This window comes from Pseudomonas sp. D47 (assembly GCF_045447305.1).
Taxonomy (GTDB): domain Bacteria; phylum Pseudomonadota; class Gammaproteobacteria; order Pseudomonadales; family Pseudomonadaceae; genus Aquipseudomonas.
In genome coordinates, this window is sequence record NZ_JBJGXU010000054.1 from 12,526 (window position 1) to 38,757 (window position 26,232).

Genomic DNA, 26,232 nt, shown 5'->3' on the forward strand with positions numbered 1-26,232 from the left:
TATCACAACTGGTCGCGAGATCAGCCGATAACTGAAAGACCATTGGTTCGGACTCTCAGATTATCTCCTCATCAGGCTAATCACGGTTATTTGACCCGGCTCTTGCCGGGTCTTTTTTTACCTATAGAAAGCTGCCTGTAAAAAGCTGCCGACAGAAAGCGCGCCTCAGCGCGCAATGATCAACGGATGCCCACGCTCCGGATGCGGCTGCACCAACACATCCAAACCAAATACAGCCTTAAGTGGCTCAGTTCGCAACACCTCTGCGGGTGTATCCAAGGCATGTGGACGCCCATCCTCCAGCAACAGAATGCGGTCACAGTAGCGAGCCGCCAGGTTCAGGTCATGAAGGATCACCAACACTGCCGCGCCTCGATCGGCGAAGCTGCGGATGGCCTGCAAGGTCGTGTGCTGGTGCAAGGGGTCAAGCATCGACGTCGGCTCATCCAACAGTAACGTCTGGCCCGCCTCCCCCGGCCATAACTGCGCGAGCACCCGCGCCAGGTGCACACGTTGGCGCTCGCCGCCAGACAACGCTAAGTAGCTGCGACCACTCAAGTGCCCGACATCCGCCGCGTGCAACGCTGCATTGATGATCTCGTCATCACGCACTCGCCCGGTCTGATGCGGCAAACGTCCCATGCCAACGACCTCTTCAACCCGAAAGGCAAAATCCAGGGTCGACGTTTGCGGCAATACCGCCAGCCGCTGGGCACGCTGCGAACCCCTCCAGTTCTTCAACTCGTGCTGGTCCAGCCACACCTTGCCCTGGTCCGGATGCAACTCACCGCACAACGCGCCGAGCAATGTACTTTTGCCAGCACCATTGGGCCCCAGCACGCCGAGCACTTCGCCCGGCAACAGGTCAAGGCTGACATCAGCCAACACAGTCTTGCGACCGCGCCGGATCTGCAGCGCTTCCACTCGCAGCATCAGGCACGCCCCCGCAATAACAGATAGAGAAAAAATGGTGCGCCGATAAACGCCGTTACGATACCAATCGGCAACTCCGCCGGCGCCAAGGCCAGGCGCGCCACCAAATCCGCAAACAACAGCAAACTCGCCCCCGCCAGCACAGAGGCCGGCAACAGTACCCGGTGATCCGGCCCCGCCAGCAACCGCACCAGATGCGGCACCACCAGACCGACAAACCCGATCATCCCCGCCGCCGCCACTGCTGCGCCCACCCCCAAGGCAGTGCAGAACACCAGCTCACGCTTGAGCCCTTCCACATCAATCCCAAGATGACTGGCCTCGGACTCACCCAGCAACAATGCATTCAGCGCCTTGGCCCGGCGCGGCAACCACAGCGCCACACCGGCGCTCACCAGCAGCAACGGCCACAACCGCGAATAGCTTGCGCCATTGAGGCTGCCCAGGTTCCAGAAGGTCAGGGTGCGCAAGGTGGCGTCGTCCGCCAGGTAGGTAAACAGCCCCACCGCCGAGCTGGCGAGGGCCGTGAGGGCGATGCCCGCAAGCAGCATCGTTGCGACATTGGTCTGGCCGTTACGGCGCCCCAAGCGGTAGACCAGCGCCGTGACCCCCAAACCACCCAGAAAGGCACATAACGACAGCAAGTACGGCCCAACCGCATCCGGCAGCCCGCCAAACAACGAACCACCCACAATCGCAACCGCCGCCCCCAGCGCCGCGCCACTGGACACCCCGACCAACCCCGGATCAGCCAGCGGGTTACGGAACAACCCCTGCATCGCCACACCCGACAACGCCAGCACGCCGCCGACCGCCAGGCCGAGCAATGTGCGCGGCAGGCGGATCTGCCCCAGGATCAGCTCGGCCTGTTCCAGGCCTTGGGCTTCAATCGGCACGCCCATCAAGCGCAAGGCGGCCCTGAGTGTATCCAACAACGGCAAGCTGACCGGCCCTAGGGCCAATGAGAGCCAGATCGCCAAGACACACAACAGCGCGAGCCCGATAAACAGCGTTTTCGGTTTAACCAGAGTGGTCATGGGGCAGGGTTAGCCTGGGACGGATAAAACCCGACAGACAGTTGCACCAGGCTTTGCGGCAAACGCGGTCCCAGGCCGCCGACCAGCAGGGTCGGGTCCAGCTCGAACACCCGGCCATTTTTGGCCGCCGGCGTTGAGGCCAAAATCGGGTTTTCCTTGAACAAGGCCGCACGCGCGGCATCGCCGGTCAGGGCACGGTCAGCAAACACCAGTACATCAGGGCTCAACCCAGCCAGCGACTCCACCGAAAAGGGTTTGTAGCCAGCGTGGGTCGCAAGGTTGCGCCCACCCGCCTGTTGCAACAGCCAATCAGCGGCGGTGTCTTTACCCGCGATCAGCGGCTTGCCGCCCGCATGGCCGAGCAACAACAGCACACCCGGCGCCTTCTGCGTGGCTTGGGCCTGGGTGACCCAGTGCTTCTGCTGCTCAAGTGCCTGTTCATATCCGGTAAACAATTCGTTGGCTTTTGCCTCGCTGCCCAGCAACTTGCCCAAGTGCTGCAGGTTGCCCTTCAGGGTTGGAAGGTCCGGCTCGGCCGAGAACATCTCCACCTGCACGCCCGCACCACGAATCTGCGCGAGCACCGGCGGCGGCCCCATTTCTTCGGTACCCACCAGTACTTGCGGGCGCAGGCTGAGGATGCCTTCAGCCGACAACTGCCGCTGATAACCGATACTCGGCAACGCTTTCAGCGACGCCGGGTGCTGGCTGGTGGTATCGACTCCCACCAACTTCGACTCACCGTCCAAGGCCGTCACCCATTCCGATAGCGCCCCACCCGCACTGACCCAGCGTTGTGGCAGTTCAGAGGCTTGCGCCCCGTGGTTGACCAGCAGTGAGGCAACAAGCGCAATAGCGCTGGTACTCAAGCGCATAACAGGGTTTCCTTCCAAGGGCAGGGCCACTCAAGCACTCATCAATGTGACAGATTCAGCCTGCCTGGCATCGTACTGAGCGCCCAATCAGCTGACGGGCGAAGCCGGTATTTGATAATTGTTTGCATTTGCACGTCAAGGCACTTAAGGATTGAAATGAAGTTTCTCTGCCCCTCCGATACCCTCGCGCCCAACAGCAGCCTCGGTTTTGAGATCGACGGTTGCAAGCTATTGGCCGTACGCCGGGACGGCATTGCCTACTTCTATATCAACCGCTGCCCCCATCGCGGTATCCCGTTGGAATGGCAGCCCGACCAGTTCCTCGACACCAGCGCCAGCCTGATCCAGTGCGCCACCCACGGCGCACTGTTTCTGATCGAGAGCGGCGAATGCATCGCCGGCCCCTGCGCGGGCCAAAGCCTCACCGCCCTGCCCGGCCGCGAAGACGCACAGGGCTTGTGGGTGGAACTCTAGTCGCCGATCAGCACCTCCAAACGGCGGTCGACGTAAATTTCCTCAGGCGTGACGTGCACACCGTAGGCCAGCACCTCCACACCGGCGGCCTTGGCCTCGCGCAACGCCGCAGCGTAACCGGCGTCGATTTCCACCGCCGGGCGCACCGCCTCAATGCCCGACAGGTTGACGCAATACAACTGCACCGCCCGCACACCCTCACGCGCCAGGTGCGCCAACTCGCGTAAGTGCTTGGCGCCGCGCTGGGTCACGGCATCAGGAAAGGCTGCCACTGCCGTGCCGTCAAAGCCCAAGGTGACACTTTTGACTTCGACAAACGCCGCGCCCTGTGGGTAATCCAGGCGAAAATCGATGCGGCTTTTTTCCTGGCCGTAAGGCACTTCGCGCTTCAACGCGGTAAAGCCGTTGAGCTCAGTGATGACCCCGGCACGCAACGCCTCCTCAACCAGCTGATTGGCGCGCGCGGTGTTGACGCACGCCAGCCGGCCCTGAGGCGTTTCGGCGATCTCCCAGGTGCCTGGCAATTTACGCTTGGGGTCGGTGGAGCGACTGAACCAGACCTGGCCGCCCTCCACCATGCAATTGAACATCGAACCGGTGTTCGGGCAATGAATAGTCAGCAACTCGCCGGTAACGGTTTCGATATCGGTGAGAAAACGCTTGTAGCGGCGAATCAGCCGCGCTTCTTCGAGGGGAGGATGAAAACGCATCAGCCTTGCCAGCTCCGCAAACCACGGGCGATGCGCTCCACCGCCTCCTGTAACCGATCGAGGTTTTGCGTGTAGGCAAAACGCACATGATGACCGGCTTGATAGCGGCCGAAATCCAGCCCCGGCGTGAAGGCTACGTGTTCGGTTTCGAGGAAATGACGGCAGAACGCGAAGGCATCGCCGCCGAACGCGCTGATATCGGCGTACAAGTAGAACGCGCCTTCCGGTTCTACCGCAATGCCGAAGCCCAACTCGCGCAGGGCGGGCAGTAGGAAGTCCCGCCGGCGACCGAATTCGGCGCGGCGCTCTTCCAGAATGCTCAGGGTTTGCGGGGTAAAGCAGGCCAACGCCGCGTACTGGGCCATGCTCGGCGCACTGATATAGAGGTTTTGCGCCAGCTTCTCCAATTCGCTTACCGCAGCGGGCGGCGCCACCAGCCAACCGAGGCGCCAGCCGGTCATGCCGAAATACTTCGAAAAACTATTTAGGACAAACGCGTCGTCGTCGACTTCCAGCACGCTGGCGGCGTCGGTGCCGTAAGTAAGGCCGTGATAGATCTCGTCTACCACCAAGTGACCGTTACGCGCCTTGATTGCGCTCGACAACCCCGCCAATTCGTCCCGCGTGAGGATCGTGCCGGTGGGGTTGGCCGGCGACGCGACCAGCGCGCCCACGCTGTCCTGGTCCCAATGTTTGGCCACCAGGTCGGCGGTCAATTGGTAGCGCACGTCCGGGCCGACCGGCACCAGTTGCGCCGCGCCTTCCACCAAGCGCAGGAAATGTCGGTTGCACGGGTAGCCTGGATCGGCGAGCAACCAATGTTTGCCCGGGTCGACCAGCAGGCTGCTCGCTAGCAGCAAGGCGCCGGAGCCGCCCGGAGTGATCAGGATGCGCCCAGGATCAATGCTTAGCCCGTAGCGCTGCTGGTAAAACCCGCTGATGGCCTCGCGCAACTCGGGCAGCCCACGGGCCGCGGTGTAGCGGGTTTTGCCGTTGGCCAACGCTGCCTGGCCGGCCTGGATGATCGGCTCAGCCGTGGTGAAGTCCGGCTCGCCGATTTCCAAATGGATCACATCATGGCCGGCCGCCTGCAGCTCATTGGCTCGCGCCAGCAGCGCCATGACATGAAAGGGTTCGATGGCGCGACTGCGCGCACTGTAGGGCTGAGCCATTAGCCTTCCTTAACGGTGAGGACAAAATCAGGATTCTACCGAACCCTCGCGGTAAAACATGCTCTATTGCCTGCTCGGCCGTCGACGATGAACCCAGCACGCGCTTGCAAAACGACTAAAATCAACATTCGAGGCAAGCTATACCCAGCCATGGCGGGCTGCTGCTGTTTGCAACCCCGCCGTATTGGGCCTCGACAACCGGGAGTGGCGCACCCCGAATCTATCTGGTAAGTTCGCCCGCTTGCAGCCGCAGGGCCGGCAGGTGTCGGTGACGTTGCAATCCTGCGCAATGGATTAGAAGAGTGAGAGGCGGTCTATTCATGTCCACCCAAGCAAAGCAACAGCAGCAGAGCCTCAGTAGCTTCACACCTTACGTCGAAGCGAAAGGTGAGGAGTACATGGGCAAGCCCATGCGCCAGCACTTCACCAAGATCCTGCAGAAGTGGAAGCAGGACTTGATGCAAGAGGTCGACCGCACCGTTGACCACATGAAGGACGAAGCCGCCAACTTCCCGGACCCGGCAGACCGTGCCAGCCAGGAAGAGGAATTCGCCCTCGAACTGCGAGCCCGTGATCGTGAACGCAAGCTGATCAAGAAAATCGACAAAACGCTGCAACTGATCGAAGACGAGGAATATGGCTGGTGCGAATCCTGCGGCGTCGAGATTGGTATTCGCCGCCTGGAAGCCCGCCCAACCGCGGACCTGTGCGTAGACTGCAAGACCTTGGCTGAAATCAAGGAAAAACAGGTCGGCAAGTAATCCTGCCGGGCTGAACGAATGGGGCGTGCAAACGCCCCATTTTTGTTTCTGGCGTTTGCCGATTTTCCAGTAGTATCCGGCCCATGACAGCCTCTACCTATATCGGGCGTTTCGCCCCCACGCCCAGCGGCCATTTGCACTTCGGCTCGCTGGTTGCCGCCCTCGCCTCCTACCTTGATGCCCGCGCCAATCACGGCCGCTGGCTAATGCGCATGGAAGACCTCGACCCACCCCGCGAAGAGCCCGGCGCCCAGGCAGCGATCCTGCACGCCTTGGAAAGCTATGGCTTTGAATGGGACGGTGAACTGGTCCGACAAAGTGAACGGCATGACGCCTACGCCGAAGTCCTCAACGGCATGTTCAACCACGGCCTGGCCTACGCCTGCACCTGTTCGCGCAAACAACTGGAGCCCTACCACGGGATTTACCCGGGTTTGTGCCGCAATGCCGGGCATGACCAGCAAGATGCGGCGATCCGCCTGCGCGTGCCTGAGCTGGAATACCACTTTACCGACCGCGTACAAGGCGAATTCCGACAGCACTTGGGCCGCGATGTAGGCGATTTCGTCATCCGTCGCCGCGACGGCCTGTATGCCTATCAACTGGCCGTGGTGCTCGACGATGCCTGGCAAGGTGTGACCGATATCGTGCGCGGCGCCGACCTGCTCGATTCCACGCCGCGCCAGCTGTACCTGCAAGAACTGCTGGGCCTGCGCCAGCCGCGCTACCTGCACATGCCGTTGATCGTCCAACCGGACGGTAATAAGTTGGGCAAATCCTACCGTTCCCCGCCGTTGACACCCGACCAAGCCACGCCTTTGCTGTTAAGGGCATTGCGCGCCCTCGGCCAGTCGGCCGGCGCAGAACTGCTGCACGCCAGCCCACGGGAACTGCTGGATTGGGGCATTGCGCACTGGGATGCAACCCGGATCCCGAGCACACTCACGCTGGCCGAAGCGCAATTGAGCTGAAGGCGCTTGCAGGTTGCCAGCCATCCGTTACCATCGCCGCAGTTTTTTAATCAGAGGCCAACATGTACATCTATCGATTGGTCCTGCTGCTGGTCGTCGGGATCTACCTGTTTTCCCCCGCCATCATGGATTGGTGGATCGACGCCACGGGCGCCTGGTATCGCCCTTATCTGCTGTGGCTGATCCTGATCGTCGTGACCTTTATCCTGCAGAGCCAAAAAGATGCCGATGAGCTTTAGCCTCACCCAGATGCTGCTGATCAGCGCCGCCTACCTGGCTGCGCTGTTCGCCGTGGCCTGGATCAGTGAGCGCGGAATGATTCCGCGGGCGATCATTCGCCATCCGTTGACCTACACCTTGTCCTTGGGCGTCTACGCCAGCGCCTGGGCGTTTTATGGCACCGTGGGCCTGGCCTATCAGTACGGCTACGGCTTTCTTTCCAGTTACCTTGGGGTGTCCGGCGCTTTCCTGCTGGCGCCGGTGTTGCTGTACCCGATCCTGAAAATCACCCGCACCTACCAGCTGTCGTCCCTGGCGGACCTGTTTGCCTTCCGCTTTCGTAGCACCTGGGCCGGCGCGCTGACCACGATTTTCATGCTGCTCGGCGTGCTGCCGCTGCTGGCCCTGCAAATCCAGGCCGTGGCGGACTCCATCAGCATCCTCACCCGCGAGCCGGTGCAGCATCGCGTCGCCCTGGCCTTCTGTGCGCTGATCACGCTGTTCACGATTTTCTTCGGTTCACGCCATATCGCCACCCGTGAAAAACACGAAGGCCTGGTGTTCGCGATTGCCTTTGAGTCGGTGATCAAGCTGATCGCCATCGGCGGTGTCGGCCTGTATGCACTCTATGGCGTGTTCGACGGCCCGCAACAGCTGGAACTGTGGCTGCTGCAAAACCAGACCGCCCTCGCCGCCCTGCACACACCGTTGCAGGAAGGCCCATGGCGCACGCTGTTGCTGGTGTTCTTCGCCTCGGCGATTGTGATGCCGCACATGTACCACATGACGTTTACCGAAAACCTCAACCCGCGCTCCCTGGTCAGCGCCAGCTGGGGCCTGCCGCTGTTCCTGTTGCTGATGAGCCTGGCGGTGCCGTTGATTCTATGGGCCGGCCTCAAGCTGGGGGCGACCACCAACCCGGAATACTTCACCCTCGGCGTCGGCATTGCCGCCAATAGCAAATCCCTGGCGTTGCTGGCTTACGTCGGCGGTTTGTCAGCGGCCAGTGGCTTAATCATCGTCACCACGCTGGCACTGTCGGGCATGGCGCTCAATCACTTGGTGCTGCCGCTGTATCAGCCGCCGGCCGAAGGCAACATTTACCGCTGGCTGAAATGGACTCGCCGCGCGCTGATCGTCGCAATCATCATGGCCGGCTATGGTTTCTACCTGCTGCTGGGCGCCGGGCAAGACTTGGCCAACCTCGGCATCGTCGCGTTCGTCGCCACCTTGCAGTTCCTGCCGGGCGTGTTGTCGGTGCTGTACTGGCCGACGGCCAATCGCCGTGGGTTTATCGCCGGGCTGCTGGCGGGGATTCTGGTGTGGATCGTCACCATGCTGCTGCCGCTGGTCGGTAACTTGCAGGGCTTCTACATTCCGTTGCTGAACATGATTTACGTGCTCGATGACACCAGCTGGCACATGGCGGCCATCGCCTCGCTGGCGGCCAACGTGCTGATGTTCACCCTGATCTCGTTGTTCACCAACGCCAGCCCCGAAGAAACCAGCGCCGCCGAAGCCTGCGCAGTGGACAACGTGCGCCGCCCGCAACGCCGCGAACTGCATGCTGCCTCGCCCCAGGAATTCGCCACGCAACTGGCCAAGCCGTTGGGCGCCAAGGCTGCGCAGAAGGAAGTCGAGCAGGCGCTGCGCGATCTGTACCTGCCGTTCGACGAGCGCCGCCCGTACGCCCTGCGCCGCTTGCGCGACCGCATCGAGGCCAACCTGTCCGGGTTGATGGGGCCGAGCGTGTCCCAGGACATGGTCGAAACCTTCCTGCCCTATAAGGCCGGCGGCGAAAACTACGTGACCGAAGATATCCATTTCATCGAGAGCCGGCTGGAGGACTACCACTCACGCCTCACCGGCCTTGCCGCCGAACTCGATGCGCTGCGCCGTTACCACCGCCAAACCCTGCAAGAATTACCGATGGGCGTGTGTTCCCTGGCCAAGGATCAAGAGATCCTGATGTGGAACAAGGCCATGGAAGAACTGACCGGCATCGCGGCGCAGCGCGTGGTGGGCTCACGCCTGAACACCCTGGGCGACCCATGGAAAGAACTGCTGCAAGGCTTTATCAACCTGCCCGACGAGCATTTGCACAAGCAGCACCTGGCGCTCGACGGCCAGACCCGCTGGCTCAACCTGCACAAAGCCGCCATCGACGAGCCGCTGGCGCCCGGTAACAGCGGCCTGGTGCTGCTGGTTGAAGACTTGACCGACACGCAAATGCTCGAAGACAAGCTGGTGCACTCCGAGCGACTGGCCAGCATTGGCCGTCTGGCGGCGGGCGTGGCCCACGAAATTGGCAACCCGATCACCGGTATCGCGTGCCTGGCGCAGAACCTGCGCGAGGAGCGCGAAGAAGACGGCGAAATCACCGAAATCAGCGGGCAGATCCTCGAACAGACCAAGCGCGTTTCGCGCATCGTGCAATCGCTGATGAGCTTCGCCCATTCCGGCGCCCATCAGAATCAGGACGAAGCGGTGTGTCTGGCCGAAGTGGCGCAGGATGCCATTGGGCTACTGGCCTTGAACCGGCGCAATTTCGAAGTACAGTTCTTCAATCTGTGCGACCCGGACCACTGGGTCGACGGCGATTCCCAACGCTTGGCGCAGGTGCTGATCAACCTGCTGTCCAACGCCCGCGACGCCTCCCCGCCGCACAGCGCGGTACGCGTCAAGAGCGAGGCTTTCGAGCACACGGTCGATCTGATCGTGGAAGACGAAGGCAGCGGTATTCCACAGAACATCATGGACCGATTGTTCGAACCTTTCTTCACCACCAAGGACCCCGGTGAAGGTACCGGTCTGGGCCTTGCACTGGTCTATTCCATCGTTGAAGAGCATTATGGACAAATCACCATCGACAGCCCGGCTGACACCGAAAGCCAACGCGGCACCCGTATTCGGGTGACCTTGCCGCGTCATGTCGAAGCGACGTCCGCTGTGAACTGAGACCGTCGAGAGAATTGAATCAATGCCGCACATTTTGATCGTCGAAGACGAAACAATTATCCGCTCTGCCTTGCGTCGCCTGCTTGAACGTAATCAGTACCAGGTCAGCGAAGCCGGCTCGGTGCAGGAAGCCCAAGAGCGATTCAGCATTCCCACGTTCGACCTGATTGTCAGCGACCTGCGCCTGCCGGGCGCGCCCGGTACCGAGCTGATCAAGCTTGGCCAGGGCACCCCGGTGCTGATCATGACCAGCTACGCCAGCCTGCGCTCGGCAGTGGACTCGATGAAGATGGGCGCGGTGGACTACATCGCCAAGCCTTTCGACCACGACGAAATGCTCCAGGCCGTGGCCCGCATTCTGCGCGACCGTCAGTCGGCCAGCAGCGCGCCCGCCGAACAGCGCCCCGCCGGCAAGGCTGCCAATGGTGCGGATAAGCCAGGCGTCGACAACAGCAATGGCGAGATCGGCATCATCGGCTCCTGCCCGCCCATGCAGGATCTTTACAGCAAGATCCGCAAAGTGGCGCCCACCGACTCCAATGTATTGATCCAGGGCGAGTCGGGCACCGGTAAAGAACTGGTGGCCCGCGCCCTGCACAACCTGTCCAAGCGCGCCAAGGCACCGATGATTTCGGTGAACTGCGCAGCGATCCCCGAATCCCTGATCGAGTCCGAACTGTTCGGCCACGAAAAAGGCGCGTTTACCGGCGCCAGCGCCGGGCGTGCGGGCCTGGTGGAAGCAGCGGACGGCGGCACGTTATTTCTCGACGAAATCGGCGAGCTACCCCTGGAAGCCCAGGCGCGCTTGCTGCGCGTGTTGCAGGAAGGCGAGATTCGCCGCGTAGGCTCGGTGCAATCACAGAAGGTCGATGTTCGCCTGATCGCAGCGACCCACCGTGACCTCAAGAGCTTGGCCAAGATCGGCCAGTTCCGTGAAGACTTGTATTACCGCCTGCACGTGATCGCCCTCAAGTTGCCGGCCCTGCGTGAGCGCGGCGCCGACGTCAACGAGATCGCCAGTGCCTTTCTGCTGCGCCAGAGCGCGCGCATCAACCGCACCGATCTCAAGTTCGCACCGGACGCTGAGCAGGCGATTCGGCATTACTCGTGGCCGGGTAACGTGCGGGAACTGGAGAATGCGGTCGAGCGAGCGGTGATCCTGTCGGAGAGCCCGGAAATTTCCGCCGAGCTGCTGGGCATCGATATCGAGCTCAGTGACCTGGAAGACGACGACTTCATCGGCCTGGCCCCACAACAGGGCGGTAGCAATACCAGCCATGAGCCGACGGAAGATTTGTCATTGGAAGATTACTTCCAGCACTTCGTCCTTGAGCATCAGGACCACATGACCGAGACCGAACTGGCTCGCAAGCTGGGCGTGAGCCGCAAGTGCCTGTGGGAACGGCGCCAGCGCCTGGGTATTCCACGGCGCAAGACCGGGGTGGCCAGCGAAAGTTGAGGGTGTGCCCCCACAGGTAACACTCTCAGATGTGAAAAAACTGTTACCGCTGCTTTTTCGCGTAACAAAAGCCGGGGCTTACGGTAACGAAGCCCCGGCTTTTTTTGGCCTTCAAAAAACCCGAAACCACCTCAACCCCCCGATTTTGCTGGGCGGCACAAAAGTTGGCACGCACCCTGCTATATGCTTAGTACAAAAACAATAACAAGCTCAGTACCAGACAATAAAAATAAGACGAATCGACTCACGCATAATAAAAACAACACGGCGGAGGCGCAGCTAACTGATTCTTTTGGAGAGGCGTTGCATTTGGGGCTTGCCCCGCAACCAGGCCGAGAACAACAAAAACTGCCCTAAGGCAGAGCCTGAACTGGTTGGATCGTAGATCAGCAACACAGCGACCAAAGCAATCCGTTTGCTCTTGACTCCCGATTGGGAGTGTCATGAAGGTAAAACTTCACGGCGAGGGCGATCAACAAAAACAAGAAGCCCGCAATCAATAATAAAAATAGAGCACGCAACTACTTCTGGGGGAGCTTCGGCTCCCCTTGTAGTTTCCGCAATTTGGTACCTGCCAATCCTTCTTTTAAGCTTCTGGCTCAAGCCTTGCAGCTTGTTCCTACACCATCCCCCGACTAAATGCTAGAATCCCGGCCCATCATGCGGTCATTCTTCGTTATGGCCGAACATTCCTTCAAACAGTGCATCCCATGCTGAAGAAGTTGTTCCAGTCATTCCGTTCCCCCTTGCGTCGTACGCAACACATTCGCAGCACGCCTGAAGTGCTTAACAGCAATCAGCATTCATTGCAGCGCGCTCAATTCAGCCGTTATGCAGTGAACATCGTCGAACGTTTGCAGAACGCCGGCTACCAGGCTTACCTGGTGGGTGGTTGCGTGCGCGACATGTTGCTTAATATCACGCCCAAGGATTTCGACGTCGCCACCAGCGCCACGCCCGAACAAGTGCGTGCCGAATTTCGCAATGCGCGAATCATCGGTCGCCGCTTCAAATTGGTGCACATCCACTTTGGACGCGAAATCATCGAGGTCGCGACCTTCCGCGCCGGCCACCCGCAAAACGATGAAGAGGAAGACACCAACCAGTCTTCCCGCAACGAGAGCGGGCGCATCCTGCGCGACAACGTTTACGGCACCTTGGAAGAAGACGCGCAACGCCGCGACTTCACCATCAATGCCTTGTATTACGACCCGGTCAGCGAGCGCATCCTCGATTACGCCAATGGCGTACACGACATTCGCAACAACCTGATCCGCTTGATCGGCGACCCGACGCAGCGCTACCAGGAAGACCCGGTGCGCATGCTGCGAGCGGTGCGTTTCGCCGCCAAGCTGAACTTCGGTATCGAGAAACACACTGCCGCGCCGATTCGTGAGCTGGCGCCGATGCTGCGGGAAATTCCTTCAGCGCGCCTGTTTGAAGAAGTGCTCAAGCTGTTCCTCTCGGGGTATGCCGCCGACACCTTCGAAATGCTGGTGGACCTGCAGTTGTTCGACCCATTGTTCCCGGCCAGCGCCGAGGCATTGGAATACAACCCGACCTACACGCACACGCTGATCAGCGAAGCCTTGATCAACACAGACTTGCGCATCAAACAGAACAAACCGGTGACCCCGGCGTTCCTGTTTGCCGCCTTGTTGTGGCCAGCGCTTCCAAAACGCGTAATGCGCCTGCAGGACCGTGGCATGCCTGCGATTCCGGCCATGCAGGAAGCCGCACACGAGCTGATCGCCGAGCAGTGCCAGCGCATCGCTATCCCGAAACGCTTCACCATGCCGATCCGCGAGATCTGGGACATGCAGGAGCGCCTGCCACGCCGCAGCGGCAAACGCGCCGACCTGCTACTGGACAACCCGCGCTTCCGTGCCGGCTACGACTTCCTGCTGCTGCGCGAAAGCGCCGGCGAGCAGACCGACGGCCTGGGCGAATGGTGGACCGATTACCAGGACGCCAATGACAGCCAACGCCGCGACATGATTCGTGACCTCGGCAGCAAAGGCGATGGCGCCGGCGATGGGCCGAAGAAACGTCGTCGCAGTTCCAGCAAGCGCAAACGCACGTCTGCCGATGCCTCGGGCGCCGCAGGCGAATAAACGTGGAACGTATCTACATCGGCATGGGCAGCAACCTGGCTGCCCCGGACCAGCAATTGCGCAGCGCCGCCCAGGCGCTGGCATTGCTGCCCGGCACCACCCTCGCAGGCGTGTCCGCCTTCTATAAAAGTGATTCGCTGCTCCCGGGCCAACCGCGCTACACCAATGCGGTCGCGGCCCTGGACAGCAACCTCGCGCCACTGGCACTGCTCGATGCGCTGCAAGCCATCGAGAACGACCAGGGCCGCGAGCGCCTCGAGCGTTGGGGCCCGCGTACTTTGGACCTGGATATCCTGCTGTTTGGCGATCGCTTGATCGACGAGCCACGCCTGACGGTGCCTCACTATCAGATGCACTTACGCGCGTTTGTGTTGTACCCGCTGGCTGAGCTGGCGCCGGCCGACCTGCAGTTGCCCGACGGCCGTACGCTCAAAGCGCTGCTGACGGTCTGCCCGTTTGTCGGGCTGGAACGCCTCCCTAAAGTCTGATCCGGTCCGGTGGGAGCTGGCGTGCCTGCGATAGCATGACTGCCGAACCGAGTCGCCTGCATTGCAGGCAAGCCAGCGCCCACCCGTAACAGCGGTAACACCGCACTCGTAACAATGCGGTAACACATCCAATTGACTTACCGAGCCCTCATCACGACTATAGGCGTCCCGCTGCCGCCAACCCGGCGCTGAAGGGCGCAATCCAGGCCTTATAAGCACTGCTCTCAAGACAGTGCGCCTGTATAAACGAAGACTCACGCGCGTTACTCGCTGTTTCCAAGCGCCTGAACGAGGACCCTTTTCATGCCAGACATTACCCTGACCACCTTGCAGAGCCTCAAGCTCAAAGGTGAAAAAATCGCCATGCTGACCTGCTATGACGCCACCTTCGCCCAGGCCTGTTGCCAGGCCGGCGTCGAGGTGCTGCTGGTGGGTGACTCCCTCGGCATGGTTTTGCAAGGGAATGACAGCACCCTGCCCGTCACCACTGATGAACTCGCCTACCACACGGCCAGCGTCAAGCGCGGTAACGACGGCGCCTTCATCATCGCTGACCTGCCGTTCATGGGTTACGCCACCCTCGAACAGACCTTTCAAAACGCCGGCAAACTGATGCAAGCCGGTGCGCACATGATCAAAGTCGAAGGTGCCGTGTGGCTCGCCGAGCCGATCCGTTTGCTGGCTGAGCGCGGTGTGCCGGTGTGTGCGCACATGGGCCTGACACCGCAGTCGGTGAACATCCTCGGCGGCTACAAAGTACAAGGCCGTAATGAAGCCCAGGCGCGCCAGATGCGTGCGGATGCCATCGCCCTGGAACAAGCCGGGGCTGCGATGATCGTGCTGGAGTGCGTGCCGAGCGAACTGGCTGCTGAGATCACGCAGGCCGTCAAAGTGCCGGTGATCGGCATTGGCGCAGGTGCCGATACCGATGGCCAGGTTCTGGTGTTGCACGACATGCTCGGCCTGTCGCTGACCGGCCGTGCGCCGAAATTCGTGAAGAACTTCATGGCCGGCCAAGAGAGTATCCAGGCCGCGTTGAGCGCTTACGTCAACGAAGTCAAAGCCGTTACTTTCCCAAGCGCTGAACACGGATTCTCTGCATGAACACCGTTAAAACCGTACGAGAACTGCGCGCCGCCGTCGCCCACGCGCGCAGCGCCGGCAAACGCATCGGCTTTGTGCCCACGATGGGCAACCTGCACAGCGGTCACGCCACGTTGGTGACCAAGGCCGCGCAGCAGTCGGATTTTGTGGTGGCGAGCATCTTCGTCAACCCGCTGCAATTCGGCGCAGGCGAAGATTTGGACAAGTACCCTCGCACGCTGGCGGCGGATCAGGAAAAGCTGCTGCAAGCCGGTTGCAACCTGCTGTTCGCGCCGACCGTCGAAGAAATGTACCCCGGCGGCATGACCGGCCAGACCCGCGTCAGTGTTCCGCAACTGTCCGAAGGCCTATGCGGCGCCAGCCGCCCCGGGCACTTCGAAGGCGTGGCCACAGTGGTGAGCAAGCTGTTCAATATGGTCCAGCCGGACATGGCCGTGTTTGGCCAGAAGGATTACCAGCAACTGGCGGTGATCCGCGCCATGGTGCATGACCTGAACATGCCGATCCAGATCATCGGCGAGCCGACCGTACGTGCCGCTGACGGCCTCGCGCTGTCATCGCGCAACGGCTACCTCACCGACGAGCAGCGTGCCATCGCCCCGGTGCTGTACCGCAGCCTCAGCCAGATTGCCGCGGCGATCAAAGCCGGTGACCACGATTTCGCCAAGCTGCGTGCCGAGCAAATCCAGCACATTGAAGCCGCCGGCTTGTGCATGGATTACCTCGAAGTGCGCCAAGGCGTGCATTTGCGCCCGGCCACGGCTGAGGATCGCGATGTGGTGATCCTGGTTGCAGCGTATCTGGGGGCGACTCGCCTGATCGATAACTTGCACCTGAACCTGGCCTGACCACCCCCGCCTTTTCTCATTGAAAAAACACCGCACCTGTTGCCCTCCCCGCTGTGCCGGTATAAAAAAGTACCGGCCACAGCGCAGACAAAGCCAAGACATATCGACACGCTAGGTTTAATGTAATCGCCCTGCGCCATTGTTGGCGCTGACCGGCACCCAACGCCTGATGAAAGACTGGACGTTCCGGATTTAGAAGTGTCCTAAAGGCAAGTCCCCGTAATAAAAAGGAAACCCGCAGCGATGGCGTATTACCGCACTCCTCATGACGTTACCGCTCTGCCCGCTTGGCAAGCGCTCAATAAACATCGCCAAGCCATGCAGGATTTCAGCATGCGCGACGCGTTCAATGCCGATCCCCAGCGCTTTTCCGAGTTCACCTTGAGCAGTTGCGGGCTTTTCCTCGATTACTCGAAAAACCTGATCACGACCGAAACCCGCGACCTGCTGGTAGGGCTGGCCAAGGAAGTCGACCTTAAAGCTGCGATCGACGCGCTCTACGCCGGCGAACCGGTCAACTCCTCCGAAGGCCGCCCGGCTCTGCACACCGCCTTGCGCCGCCCCGTGGGTGACAAGCTATCGGTCAACGGCGTGAACATCATGCCGGACGTGCACAAAGTGCTGAACCAGATCACCGACCTCGTGGGCCGTATCCACGATGGCCTGTGGCGTGGCTACACCGAGAAGCCGATCACTGACGTGGTGAACATCGGCATCGGTGGCTCGTTCCTCGGCCCGGAGCTGGTCTCTGAGGCACTGTTGTCCTACGCCCATAAAGGCGTGCGCTGCCACTACTTGGCGAACATCGACGGCAGCGAATTCCACGAGCTGACCATGAAGTTGCGCGCCGAGACCACGCTGTTTATCGTCTCGTCGAAATCCTTCAACACCCTGGAAACCCTGAAAAACGCCCAGGCAGCCCGCGCCTGGTACTTGGCCCAAGGTGGCTCGGAAGCCGAGCTTTACCGCCACTTCATCGCCGTATCGAGTAACAACGCGGCAGCTGTGGCCTTCGGTATCCGCGAAGAAAACATCTTCCCGATGTGGGATTGGGTCGGCGGCCGTTACTCGCTGTGGTCGGCCATCGGCTTGCCAATCGCCCTGGCCATCGGCATGTCCAACTTCAAGGAACTGCTGTCCGGTGCCTACACCATGGACCAGCATTTCCAAAACGCCCCGTTTGAACAGAACATGCCCGTGCTGCTGGGCCTGCTGGGCGTGTGGTACGGCAACTTTTGGGGTGCGCAGAGCCATGCGATCCTGCCGTACGACCATTACCTGCGTAACATCACCAAGCACTTGCAACAGCTGGACATGGAATCCAACGGCAAGAGCGTGCGCCAGGACGGCACGCCAGTGTCCACCGACACCGGCCCGGTCATCTGGGGCGGCGTCGGCTGCAACGGTCAGCACGCCTACCACCAGTTGCTGCACCAAGGGACCCAACTGATCCCAGCCGACTTCATCGTGCCGATCGTCAGCTTTAACCCGGTGTCCGACCACCACCAGTGGCTGTACGCCAACTGCCTGTCCCAAAGCCAGGCACTGATGCTCGGCAAGACCCGCAGCGAAGCCGAAGCCGAACTGCGCGAGAAAGGCCTGGCGGAAGCCGAAGTGCAGAAACTGGCCCCGCACAAGGTGATCCCGGGCAACCGCCCGAGCAACACCCTTGTGGTGGAGCGCATCAGCCCACGTCGCCTCGGCGCACTGGTGGCCATGTATGAGCACAAGGTGTTCGTGCAAAGCGTGATCTGGGGCATCAACGCCTTTGACCAATGGGGCGTTGAGCTGGGCAAGGAGCTGGGCAAGGGCGTTTACAACCGCCTGACCGGCGCCGAAGAAACCCTGGCTGACGATGCGTCGACCCAAGGCCTGATCAACTACTTCCGCGGTCGTCACCGCGGCTGAAGCCGGTACACCAAGGCCAACGTCCGTTTGGACGTTGGCCTTGAACCCTCTCCCCACAGCGTGCATCTTTATGCCTTGTCCCGAAAACAAGAATAAGGACCGCTCATGTTCGATATCAGCACGTTTCCCGCCGCCGATGCCGTCCGCCTTGCCGCGCAGCTCAGTCAAGCCGAGTACCAGCGCCTCTATCGCCAATCCATTGAGCAACCTGACACCTTCTGGGCCGAACAGGCCAAGGGCTTTCTCGACTGGATAACACCCTGGCACACCGTCCAACAGTCAGACATCAAGACTGGCGCCGCCCAATGGTTTGCCGGCGGTCAACTCAACGTCAGTTACAACTGCATTGACCGTCACCTGGCGCAACGCGCCGATCAGCCGGCCTTCATCTGGGAAGGCGATGATCCTGCAAAATCTTCCAAAATCTCCTACCGCCAACTGCACCAAAACGTCAGCCGCCTGGCCAATGTGCTGAAAAGCCGTGGCGTAAAGAAAGGCGACCGAGTGTGCATCTACATGCCGATGATCCCGGAAGCGGCCTACGCGATGCTGGCCTGTACGCGAATTGGCGCGGTGCACTCGGTGGTGTTTGGTGGGTTCTCACCGGACGCCCTGCGCGACCGCATTCTCGACGCCGACTGTCGCACCGTGATCACTGCCGATGAAGGCGTGCGCGGCGGCAAGCCGGTGGCGTTGAAAAAGAATGTCGACAAGGCCCTGGCCAGTTGCCCGAACGTCAGCACGGTGCTGGTGGTGCAACGCACGGGGGCCGACCTTATCTGGGTCAAAGACCGCGACCTCAACTACCAGCAAGCCCTGGACGCCGCCAGCGACGACTGCCCGCCCGAGCCGATGGACGCCGAAGACCCGCTGTTTATACTCTACACGTCCGGCAGCACCGGCAAACCCAAAGGTGTGCTGCACACCACCGGCGGCTACCTGCTGCAGGCGGCGATGACCTTCAAGTACGTGCTCGATTACCGTGACGGCGAAGTGTTCTGGTGCACCGCCGATGTGGGCTGGGTCACCGGCCACAGCTACATCGTGTATGGCCCGCTGGCCAATGGCGCTACCTCGCTGATGTTCGAAGGCGTACCGAGCTACCCGGACAGCTCGCGCTTCTGGCAAGTGATCGATAAACATCAGGTGAATATCTTCTACACCGCGCCCACCGCGCTGCGCGCCTTGATGCGTGAGGGCCACGGGCCGCTGCAGAACACGTCCCGCGCCAGCCTGCGTTTGCTGGGTAGCGTCGGCGAGCCGATCAACCCGGAAGCCTGGGACTGGTACTTCAACGCCGTGGGCGAACAACGCTGCCCGATTGTCGATACCTGGTGGCAGACCGAAACCGGCGGCATCATGCTCAGCCCACTGGTCAGCGCCCAGCGTATCAAACCAGGCTGCGCGACCCAGCCGATGTTTGGCGTACAGCCCGTGCTGCTGGATGAGCAAGGCAAGGAAATCAGCGGTGCCGGCAGTGGCGTGCTGGTGATCAAAGCCAGCTGGCCGGGCCAGATTCGCAGCATCTACGGCGACCCGCAGCGCATGATCGACACGTATTTCAAACCCTACCCCGGCTACTACTTCACCGGCGACGGCGCACGGCGCGATGAAGACGGCGACTACTGGATCACCGGGCGCATCGATGATGTGATCAACGTCTCGGGCCACCGTATCGGCACCGCCGAGGTCGAAAGCGCGCTGGTGCTGCATGATCAGGTGGCCGAGGCTGCCGTGGTCGGCTATCCCCACGACGTCAAAGGCCAGGGGATTTATGCCTTCGTCACGCCAATGAATGGCGTCGAGCCCAGCGATGAGCTGAAAAAACACCTGCTGGCGCTGGTGAGCAAGGAAATCGGCAGCTTTGCCAAGCCGGAACTGATCCAATGGGCACCCGCCCTGCCGAAAACCCGCTCAGGCAAGATCATGCGGCGGATTTTGCGCAAGATCGCCTGCAACGAACTGGACAGCCTGGGTGATACCTCGACCCTGGCCGACCCCAGCGTGGTAGACGGGCTGATCGACAAACGCCTGAACCGCTAGGAACCTCTGAAGTCGCCATGGAATTTATCCGCAGCCGTATCGAAACCCAGTTGATGAGCCTTACCGGCTTGTCACTGGGCCAGCTGGACCTGGAAAACCCCAAGGGCGATCCCGGCCTGTTCGGGCCGGACTCGGTCAGTTGGCAAGTGCATGGCGACTTCAGCAGCATGCTCATTGGCGGCATCAGCGCCTTGATGCTGCAAGCCTTGCACCCGCTGGCCCTGGCCGGCGTGTGGGACCACTCCAATTTTCGCCAGGACATGCTCGGGCGCTTGCGGCGCACCTCGCAGTTTATTTCCGGCACCACCTTCGGTTCGCGCAAAGACGCCGAATGGCTGATCGAAAAAGTGCGCACCATCCACCTGCAAGTGACCGGGCATGCCCCGGACGGGCGGCCTTACGCGGCCAGCGATCCGGAACTGCTGACGTGGGTGCACGTGGCGGAGGTCAGCAACTTTCTGGCGTCGCACCTGCGCTATTGCAACCCGGGTCTTTCGGGCCGGGACCAGGACCGTTACTACAGTGAAATCGCCTTGGTCGCCGAGCGCTTGGGCGCTCGGCATGTTCCGCGTTCACGGCAGGAAGTTTCGGATTACCTGGCACGCATTCGTCCGCAACTGCTGTGCGACGAGCGCAGCCGCGAAGTGCTGCGCCTGCTGCTCAATGCACCCGCACCCAGCACCTTGGCCAAACCCTTTGGCAGCTTGATGATGCAGGCCGGGATCGACCTGCTGCCAGACTGGGCAAGCAGCCTGCTCGAACAGCACCAGAGCCCGTTGCAGCGCCAGCTGATCCGCGCCGGGGTCAAGCGCAGTGCACCGTTGCTGCGCTGGGCGATGCGCAATGGTTCGGTGCAGCGCGCCCATCGGCGAATGGGGCTGATGTAGGCGGCGGCTCATAGCTGTTAAACTCCGCGCCCATATTGACTCGCAAGCAAGGCGCGCTCCATGACTCCCTTGAATCAGGCGCTGCGCGCCGCCCTCGATCAACGCCAAGACCTGATCAACACGCTGCATGCCCAGGGCACCGACTGCTACCGGCTGTTCCACGGCAGCCAGGAAGGCGCCGGCGGCTTGACCATTGACCGTTATGGCCCGCAACTGCTGGTGCAGAGTTTTCACCAGTCCCTGGAAACAGCCGAGCTGTTGAACCTGCATGAACTGATCAACCAGTTCATGGGCCTGGAATTGCTGCTGGTGTACAACGACCGCTCGCGTGGCAATTCGCGGATCGACCGTGAAGACACGGTGTACCGCGCCCAACCGGCGGCACTGGAAGACTTGGTCGGCCACGAATGGGGCCTCAATTACCGCGTGCGCGGGCGCCATGCTGGGCAGGACCCGCTGCTGTTTCTCGACCTGCGCAACACCCGTGGCTGGGTCAAGGAACACAGCGCCGGCAAACGTGTGCTCAACCTGTTTGCCTACACCTGTGGCGTGGGCCTGAGCGCGGCAGCCGGTGGCGCCCGCGAGGTGTGCAACCTGGACTTCGCCGAGGGCAACCTGGCGGTGGGCCGCGAAAACGGTGTGCTCAACCCACAATTGCCGACCATGGGTTTCGTGCAATCCGACTACTTTCCGGCGATTCGCCAACTGGCGGGCTTGCCGATCACTCAGCGCCGCGGCCACAAGCTGCCGAGCTATCCGCGCCTTGAGCAACGCCAATATGACCTGGTGCTGCTCGACCCACCGGCCTGGGCCAAGAGCGCGTTCGGCACCGTCGACCTGCTGCGCGACTACCAGAGCCTGCTCAAGCCTGCACTGCTCGCTACCGCCGACAATGGCGTGCTGATTTGCTGCAACAACTTGGCGAAAGTCAGCATGGATGATTGGCGCGAACAGGTGCTGCGTTGCGCCGAAAAAGCCGGGCGCCCGGTACGCGACTGGCAAATCATGGCGCCGGGAGCCGACTTCCCGTCTCAGGATCAGCAGCCGCCTCTGAAAACCCTGATCCTTCAGTTGTAGTACTTTTCCCAAGCAGCCCGGTACTTCGGAACCGAAATCCCGTGCCATACTCCAAGGCACTCTTGTTCTACATAGATGGCGTCACTCATGCCCAAAGGATTGATCCGCGCCGCTGGCGCCTTGTTGACCGCCCTGGCTCTGTACAGCTTGCTGGGCTTTCTGATTCTGCCGGGCATCGCCCTTCGCATTGCCAACCAACAGTTGGCCAATTACGCCACGGTGCCGGCACGCATCGAGCGAATCGAGCTCAACCCGTTCAGCCTGGAAGTTACGGCATGGGGCTTGAAGATCGGCGAACCGGGCAAGGAGCAGGTGGGTTTCGAGCGTCTCTACGCCAACCTGCAGATCGATAGTCTCTGGACCCGTGCGCTGCACCTGGCCGATGTGCAGCTGGACCAGCCCAAGACCGAGCTGCTGTTCGACAAGTCCGGCCAACTGAACCTTGCGCAGTTGTTCAAGCTGCCGCCGAGCGAGCCCACGCCGACTGACCCTAACGCCAAGCCGTTCCCGCTGCGCATCGACAGCATCAAGCTGGCTGGCGGCTATGTGCACTTTCAAGATTTGCGCCCCAGCGAACCGATCGAATTCCTTTACGACAAACTCGACTTTGAGCTGAAAAACCTCAGCACGCTGCCGGAAGACAATGCCAACATGACCTTGGTGGCCGCCGGCCCTCAAGGTGGGCAGATCGACTGGAAAGGCAATTTCAGCCTGATACCGATCACCTCAGAGGGCACGCTGAAAGTCACCGATGGCAAGATGAAAGCCTGGTGGCCATACGTGCGAGACGCGTTGCCATTGGTGCTGGAAGATGGCGTGCTGAATTTCAGCACCGACTACAAATTCAGCCTGGCCAAAGAAACCGAACTGAACCTGACCAACACCGCCGCCAGCATCGCGCCGTTTGCAATCAAGGCAACGGATGGCCGCCCATTGGTGCGCCTGGAACGCCTGGACGTCAGCGAAACCACGGTGGACCTGGCCAAGCAGCAGGTAGTGGTCGGCAAGATTCGCAGCAACAAGCTGGAAACCTGGGCCGCCCGCGAAGCCGATGGGCAGTTGGACTGGCAGAAACTGTTCGCCAGCCAACCGAGCAAACCGGCCAAGGCGCCGGAACCTGCCACCGCACCGGCGACAGCCGACTCGCCAAAGGCGCAGCCAACAGCACCCAGCAAACCTTGGCAAGTGCTGCTCAAGGATGTGCAACTGCGTAACTATCAGGTGCACCTGGCGGACCGCCAGGTCAAACCTGCGGTAGCGCTGGAGCTGGGCCCGTTGAATGTCGACGTGCAGAACTTCGACAGCCTGAACCAAAGCCCCTTTACCTTGAAAGTCGATACCGGCCTGGGCAAGCAAGGCAAGATCCAGGCAACCGGCCAGGTCAACCTCAACCCGGTCAGCGCCAAACTCAAAGTGAATACCCAGGACATCGACCTGCGGGTCGCCCAGTCCTATATCAGCCCGTTCATTCGCTTGGAACTGCGCAGCGGCATGCTCGGCAGTAACTTGGATGTGAACCTTAAAAGCACTGAGCCATTGGCGCTCCAGATCACCGGCCGCGCTCAGGTCGATCAGTTACACACTCTGGACACCCTCAAGACCCGCGACTTCCTCAAATGGCAGCGCCTGGTGCTGGAAGGTGTGAACTATCAGCACGGCGACAGCCTGTCGATCGACAAGGTCAACCTGCTGCAGCCGTACGCGCGTTTCATGATCAACGATGACCGCACCACCAACATCGACGACTTGCTGATCCCGCAGCCCGCCGACAGTGGCGCCAAATCAGCGGCCAAGCCCGCGGCGAGTAAAGACAAGCCGTTGGGCATTCATATCGGCCAGATCGCGATCAATGACGGCTCGGCCAACTTCGCCGACTTCAGCCTCACACCCAACTTCGCCACGGCCATCCAGCAGCTCAACGGGCAGATCGGCACTATTGACAGTCGCCAGGCCAAACCGGCCACCGTCGATATCAAGGGCAAGGTGGATCGCTATGCGCCAGTGACCATCAAGGGCAGCGTGAACCCGTTTGATCCGATGGCGGCGCTGGATATCGCCACCAGCTTCAAGCGCGTCGAGCTGACCACATTGACGCCGTACTCCGGCAAGTTCGCCGGGTTCCGCATCCGCAAGGGCCGCCTTAATCTCGACCTGCACTATGTGATCACCAAGGGCCAGTTGAAGGCTGAAAACAAAGTGGTGGTTGAACAGCTGCAACTGGGTGAGAAAGTCGACAGCGCCGATGCCGTGGACTTGCCAATTCGCCTGGCAATCGCCCTGCTCAAGGACTCTGACGGCAAGATCTCCATCGAGCTGCCGGTGACGGGCGACCTGAACAACCCGCAATTCAGCGTGATGCCGATTGTGTGGCAGACCCTGCGTAACCTAGTGGTGCGCGCGGCGACGGCGCCGTTCAAGTTTATCGGCGGGCTGGTGACTGGCGGGGGCTCTGAAGACCTGGGCAATGTGTCGTTCGCGGCAGGCTCCAGCGAATTGAACAAAGACGCCGAAGGCGCGCTGAACACCCTGGCCAAGGCGCTGAAAGAGCGCCCTACCCTGCGCTTGGAAATCGAAGGCACGGCCGCTGCCAGCAGTGACGGGCCGTTCCTCGCCGCAGAACGTCTGGAACGTGAATACCAATATAACTACTACAAGATACTCCAGCGCCGTGGCGATAAAGTCCCGGCCCAGGCTTCGTTGCTTGTCGTACCGGAGAAGGAAAAGGCGCCGCTGCTTGAAGGCATCTACCGTACACGCCTGAAACAACAACCACCGGCCGAATGGAAAGACCTGGGCAGCGATGATCGCACTGCGAAGCTGCGTGATGGGTTGATCAAGTTCTGGGGCGCCAGTGACGTCTTGCTGCGCCAACTGGGGCAAGACCGTGCCAGTGCCATCAAGGACTACCTGGTGGACAAAGGCCAGTTGGAAGATGACCGGGTGTACTTCATTGATGCCAACCTGGGGCAGGCGCAGAAGGATGGTCGGGTGGTGACGCCGATGCATCTGGATGCTGAGTAACACCTGAGCGGCACCATGCAAATGTGGGAGCTGGCTTGCCTGCGATGCAGACACCTCGGTCATTCAGTTGAATCGAGGTGATGTTATCGCAGGCAAGCCAGCTCCCACGTTTGTTTTGGGTCGGCCTGGAGATTTTGTTTCTGCTCAGAATAGAACAGGCCCCGACACAAGTGCCGGGGCCTGTAATGACCACATCCGTGTGGTCGGTCGCATGAACTCCAGAGGTGCACCGGGTGGATATCTAACTCACCCTAAGCCGCCGCTTTACAGTTCAGACGAGACGTTAAGCGTTACTCTGCTTTCAGGCCATCGGCCGATACAGCTTTAACGCCTTTGATTTTCTTGGTGATATTTACCGCGGTAGTTTTCTGCGCTTCAGTCACTGCGACGGAAGAGGACAGGGACACTACACCTTTGTTGGTTTCGACTTTAATGTCGGTGCCAGGAATGCCTTTCTCGGTTACCAGGTCAGCTTTCACTTTGGTGGTAATCCAGGTATCAGAGGTAGCGCCTTTTGCGTCGGCTGCTGCGCCTTTGGTTTTGTCGATGTTGTCGGCCTTAGTTGCGCCACCAGCCAGCAGGCCGTCAGCGGAAACAGCGGTAACACCTTTGATTTTCTTGGTGATCGCTACGGCAGTGGCTTTCTGCGAGTCAGAGATAGCAACTGTCGAGGACAGCGAAACCACGCCTTTGTTGGTTTCAACCTTGATGTCCGAGCCAGGAATGCCTTTTTCAGTCAGCAGGTCAGCTTTGACTTTGGTGGTGATCCAAGTATCCGAAGTGGACTCTTTGGCTTTGGTCACTTCGCCAGCGGCCAGGGTCATTGGAGCTTGGGAAGTCTGAGCAAAGGCCACGTTAGCACCCATGGCCAGGGTCAGAGCGGTAGCAGTAGCGAGAGCGAACTTCTTCATACGAGTAACTCCTGTTTTATTGAAAGTCTGCAGTGGGTAAACCTTGATGCTGCAGCGTTAACAGGGATGTTGCAGACACTGTGCCAACTCACAGAGTTGAAATAAAACCTTTTAAAACAACGAGTTATGAAATATTAAAAAATCCGGAATCGTGCAACTTGCATGAAGAGGACCCTGCCTGCATGCAAGTTGCGGCTTTTGGGCTGGATTAAACGCCTGATTTTTCTGCATTTTCCCATCCCCATAAAAAAAGGACCCCGAA

21 protein-coding genes are annotated in these 26,232 nt (G+C 60.5%); 15 read left to right on the plus strand and 6 right to left on the minus strand.

Going from position 1 to position 26,232, the window contains the following annotated elements:
- Nucleotides 1-165 precede the first annotated feature (165 nt).
- Genes ACI77I_RS25105 through ACI77I_RS25115 form a run of 3 tightly spaced genes read right to left on the minus strand, consistent with a single transcriptional unit; the run spans nucleotide 166 to nucleotide 2,845 of the window.
- Nucleotides 166-933 (minus strand): heme ABC transporter ATP-binding protein, encoded by a 768-nt coding sequence (locus tag ACI77I_RS25105; RefSeq protein WP_406998841.1) that lies wholly within the window; start codon nucleotides 931-933, stop codon nucleotides 166-168.
- Nucleotides 933-1,970 (minus strand): iron ABC transporter permease, encoded by a 1,038-nt coding sequence (locus tag ACI77I_RS25110; RefSeq protein ID WP_094950172.1) that lies wholly within the window; start codon nucleotides 1,968-1,970, stop codon nucleotides 933-935. The genes ACI77I_RS25105 and ACI77I_RS25110 overlap by 1 nt, the downstream gene beginning before the upstream one ends.
- Nucleotides 1,967-2,845: a hemin ABC transporter substrate-binding protein gene (locus ACI77I_RS25115; RefSeq protein ID WP_406998843.1), complete on the minus strand. Its 879-nt coding sequence runs from the start codon at nucleotides 2,843-2,845 to the stop codon at nucleotides 1,967-1,969. Before ACI77I_RS25115 ends, ACI77I_RS25110 begins: the two co-directional genes overlap by 4 nt.
- Nucleotides 2,846-3,001: 156 nt before the next feature.
- Here ACI77I_RS25115 and ACI77I_RS25120 point away from each other — a divergent pair, with 156 nt between their 5' ends.
- Nucleotides 3,002-3,319 (plus strand): Rieske 2Fe-2S domain-containing protein, encoded by a 318-nt coding sequence (locus ACI77I_RS25120; RefSeq protein ID WP_094950174.1) that lies wholly within the window; start codon nucleotides 3,002-3,004, stop codon nucleotides 3,317-3,319.
- Here ACI77I_RS25120 and sfsA read toward each other — a convergent pair.
- Together sfsA and ACI77I_RS25130 are read right to left on the minus strand one after the other, a co-directional pair.
- Nucleotides 3,316-4,029: a DNA/RNA nuclease SfsA gene (gene sfsA / locus ACI77I_RS25125; protein ID WP_242152544.1), complete on the minus strand. Its 714-nt coding sequence runs from the start codon at nucleotides 4,027-4,029 to the stop codon at nucleotides 3,316-3,318. The genes ACI77I_RS25120 and sfsA overlap by 4 nt on opposite strands.
- The gene (locus tag ACI77I_RS25130; protein WP_406998845.1) at nucleotides 4,029-5,201 is read right to left on the minus strand and encodes a pyridoxal phosphate-dependent aminotransferase; all 1,173 of its coding nucleotides are present in this window, start codon (nucleotides 5,199-5,201) and stop codon (nucleotides 4,029-4,031) included. Before ACI77I_RS25130 ends, sfsA begins: the two co-directional genes overlap by 1 nt.
- A gap of 320 nt (nucleotides 5,202-5,521) precedes the next feature.
- On the opposite strand from ACI77I_RS25130, the gene dksA reads away from it, so the two are divergent.
- From dksA to ACI77I_RS25200, 14 genes are all read left to right on the plus strand, one after another.
- Nucleotides 5,522-5,962: an RNA polymerase-binding protein DksA gene (dksA, locus tag ACI77I_RS25135; RefSeq protein ID WP_406998847.1), complete on the plus strand. Its 441-nt coding sequence runs from the start codon at nucleotides 5,522-5,524 to the stop codon at nucleotides 5,960-5,962.
- Nucleotides 5,963-6,045: 83 nt separating this feature from the next.
- Entirely contained in the window at nucleotides 6,046-6,933 is an 888-nt protein-coding gene (gene gluQRS / locus ACI77I_RS25140; RefSeq protein ID WP_406998849.1) for a tRNA glutamyl-Q(34) synthetase GluQRS, read from the plus strand.
- A 62-nt stretch (nucleotides 6,934-6,995) separates the two neighbouring features.
- On the plus strand, nucleotides 6,996-7,172 hold the full coding sequence (locus ACI77I_RS25145; protein WP_003176118.1) for a hypothetical protein: 177 nt from the start codon (nucleotides 6,996-6,998) through the stop codon (nucleotides 7,170-7,172).
- Nucleotides 7,156-10,110: a sensor histidine kinase gene (locus ACI77I_RS25150; RefSeq protein ID WP_176462918.1), complete on the plus strand. Its 2,955-nt coding sequence runs from the start codon at nucleotides 7,156-7,158 to the stop codon at nucleotides 10,108-10,110. The genes ACI77I_RS25145 and ACI77I_RS25150 overlap by 17 nt, the downstream gene beginning before the upstream one ends.
- A gap of 22 nt (nucleotides 10,111-10,132) precedes the next feature.
- Nucleotides 10,133-11,569, plus strand: coding sequence for a sigma-54 dependent transcriptional regulator (locus ACI77I_RS25155; protein WP_242152557.1), 1,437 nt, complete (start codon nucleotides 10,133-10,135; stop codon nucleotides 11,567-11,569).
- Between the two features lie 710 nt (nucleotides 11,570-12,279).
- The gene (locus tag ACI77I_RS25160; protein ID WP_094950180.1) at nucleotides 12,280-13,683 is read left to right on the plus strand and encodes a polynucleotide adenylyltransferase PcnB; all 1,404 of its coding nucleotides are present in this window, start codon (nucleotides 12,280-12,282) and stop codon (nucleotides 13,681-13,683) included.
- 2 nt (nucleotides 13,684-13,685) lie between these two features.
- Nucleotides 13,686-14,171, plus strand: coding sequence for a 2-amino-4-hydroxy-6-hydroxymethyldihydropteridine diphosphokinase (gene folK / locus ACI77I_RS25165; protein ID WP_406998851.1), 486 nt, complete (start codon nucleotides 13,686-13,688; stop codon nucleotides 14,169-14,171).
- A gap of 303 nt (nucleotides 14,172-14,474) precedes the next feature.
- Complete coding sequence (panB, locus tag ACI77I_RS25170; protein WP_094950182.1) at nucleotides 14,475-15,275, plus strand: 3-methyl-2-oxobutanoate hydroxymethyltransferase; 801 nt, start codon at nucleotides 14,475-14,477, stop codon at nucleotides 15,273-15,275.
- Complete coding sequence (gene panC / locus ACI77I_RS25175) at nucleotides 15,272-16,123, plus strand: pantoate--beta-alanine ligase (protein ID WP_406998853.1); 852 nt, start codon at nucleotides 15,272-15,274, stop codon at nucleotides 16,121-16,123. Before panB ends, panC begins: the two co-directional genes overlap by 4 nt.
- A gap of 243 nt (nucleotides 16,124-16,366) precedes the next feature.
- On the plus strand, nucleotides 16,367-18,031 hold the full coding sequence (gene pgi, locus ACI77I_RS25180) for a glucose-6-phosphate isomerase (protein ID WP_242152564.1): 1,665 nt from the start codon (nucleotides 16,367-16,369) through the stop codon (nucleotides 18,029-18,031).
- A 105-nt stretch (nucleotides 18,032-18,136) separates the two neighbouring features.
- Entirely contained in the window at nucleotides 18,137-20,074 is a 1,938-nt protein-coding gene (gene acs / locus ACI77I_RS25185; RefSeq protein ID WP_242152567.1) for an acetate--CoA ligase, read from the plus strand.
- 17 nt (nucleotides 20,075-20,091) lie between these two features.
- Nucleotides 20,092-20,961, plus strand: coding sequence for an oxygenase MpaB family protein (locus ACI77I_RS25190; protein WP_094950186.1), 870 nt, complete (start codon nucleotides 20,092-20,094; stop codon nucleotides 20,959-20,961).
- A 60-nt stretch (nucleotides 20,962-21,021) separates the two neighbouring features.
- Nucleotides 21,022-22,038, plus strand: coding sequence for a class I SAM-dependent rRNA methyltransferase (locus ACI77I_RS25195; protein WP_094950187.1), 1,017 nt, complete (start codon nucleotides 21,022-21,024; stop codon nucleotides 22,036-22,038).
- An 87-nt stretch (nucleotides 22,039-22,125) separates the two neighbouring features.
- Nucleotides 22,126-25,059, plus strand: coding sequence for a DUF748 domain-containing protein (locus ACI77I_RS25200; protein ID WP_406998856.1), 2,934 nt, complete (start codon nucleotides 22,126-22,128; stop codon nucleotides 25,057-25,059).
- Between the two features lie 290 nt (nucleotides 25,060-25,349).
- Here the strand turns inward: ACI77I_RS25200 and ACI77I_RS25205 are convergent, their stop codons facing one another.
- Nucleotides 25,350-25,970, minus strand: a complete 621-nt coding sequence (locus ACI77I_RS25205; protein ID WP_094950190.1) for a BON domain-containing protein — start codon at nucleotides 25,968-25,970, stop codon at nucleotides 25,350-25,352.
- Between the last annotated feature and the right edge of the window lie 262 nt (nucleotides 25,971-26,232).

What these genes read in the sequence shown, in the direction of transcription:
- ACI77I_RS25105 (WP_406998841.1), bottom strand. Translation starts at nt 933, where the DNA reads ATGCTGCGAGTGGAAGCGCTGCAGATCCGGCGCGGTCGCAAGACTGTG.
- ACI77I_RS25110 (WP_094950172.1), bottom strand. Translation starts at nt 1,970, where the DNA reads ATGACCACTCTGGTTAAACCGAAAACGCTGTTTATCGGGCTCGCGCTG.
- ACI77I_RS25115 (WP_406998843.1), bottom strand. Translation starts at nt 2,845, where the DNA reads ATGCGCTTGAGTACCAGCGCTATTGCGCTTGTTGCCTCACTGCTGGTC.
- ACI77I_RS25120 (WP_094950174.1), top strand. Translation starts at nt 3,002, where the DNA reads ATGAAGTTTCTCTGCCCCTCCGATACCCTCGCGCCCAACAGCAGCCTC.
- sfsA (WP_242152544.1), bottom strand. Translation starts at nt 4,029, where the DNA reads ATGCGTTTTCATCCTCCCCTCGAAGAAGCGCGGCTGATTCGCCGCTAC.
- ACI77I_RS25130 (WP_406998845.1), bottom strand. Translation starts at nt 5,201, where the DNA reads ATGGCTCAGCCCTACAGTGCGCGCAGTCGCGCCATCGAACCCTTTCAT.
- dksA (WP_406998847.1), top strand. Translation starts at nt 5,522, where the DNA reads ATGTCCACCCAAGCAAAGCAACAGCAGCAGAGCCTCAGTAGCTTCACA.
- gluQRS (WP_406998849.1), top strand. Translation starts at nt 6,046, where the DNA reads ATGACAGCCTCTACCTATATCGGGCGTTTCGCCCCCACGCCCAGCGGC.
- ACI77I_RS25145 (WP_003176118.1), top strand. Translation starts at nt 6,996, where the DNA reads ATGTACATCTATCGATTGGTCCTGCTGCTGGTCGTCGGGATCTACCTG.
- ACI77I_RS25150 (WP_176462918.1), top strand. Translation starts at nt 7,156, where the DNA reads ATGCCGATGAGCTTTAGCCTCACCCAGATGCTGCTGATCAGCGCCGCC.
- ACI77I_RS25155 (WP_242152557.1), top strand. Translation starts at nt 10,133, where the DNA reads ATGCCGCACATTTTGATCGTCGAAGACGAAACAATTATCCGCTCTGCC.
- ACI77I_RS25160 (WP_094950180.1), top strand. Translation starts at nt 12,280, where the DNA reads ATGCTGAAGAAGTTGTTCCAGTCATTCCGTTCCCCCTTGCGTCGTACG.
- panB (WP_094950182.1), top strand. Translation starts at nt 14,475, where the DNA reads ATGCCAGACATTACCCTGACCACCTTGCAGAGCCTCAAGCTCAAAGGT.
- panC (WP_406998853.1), top strand. Translation starts at nt 15,272, where the DNA reads ATGAACACCGTTAAAACCGTACGAGAACTGCGCGCCGCCGTCGCCCAC.
- pgi (WP_242152564.1), top strand. Translation starts at nt 16,367, where the DNA reads ATGGCGTATTACCGCACTCCTCATGACGTTACCGCTCTGCCCGCTTGG.
- acs (WP_242152567.1), top strand. Translation starts at nt 18,137, where the DNA reads ATGTTCGATATCAGCACGTTTCCCGCCGCCGATGCCGTCCGCCTTGCC.
- ACI77I_RS25190 (WP_094950186.1), top strand. Translation starts at nt 20,092, where the DNA reads ATGGAATTTATCCGCAGCCGTATCGAAACCCAGTTGATGAGCCTTACC.
- ACI77I_RS25195 (WP_094950187.1), top strand. Translation starts at nt 21,022, where the DNA reads ATGACTCCCTTGAATCAGGCGCTGCGCGCCGCCCTCGATCAACGCCAA.
- ACI77I_RS25200 (WP_406998856.1), top strand. Translation starts at nt 22,126, where the DNA reads ATGCCCAAAGGATTGATCCGCGCCGCTGGCGCCTTGTTGACCGCCCTG.
- ACI77I_RS25205 (WP_094950190.1), bottom strand. Translation starts at nt 25,970, where the DNA reads ATGAAGAAGTTCGCTCTCGCTACTGCTACCGCTCTGACCCTGGCCATG.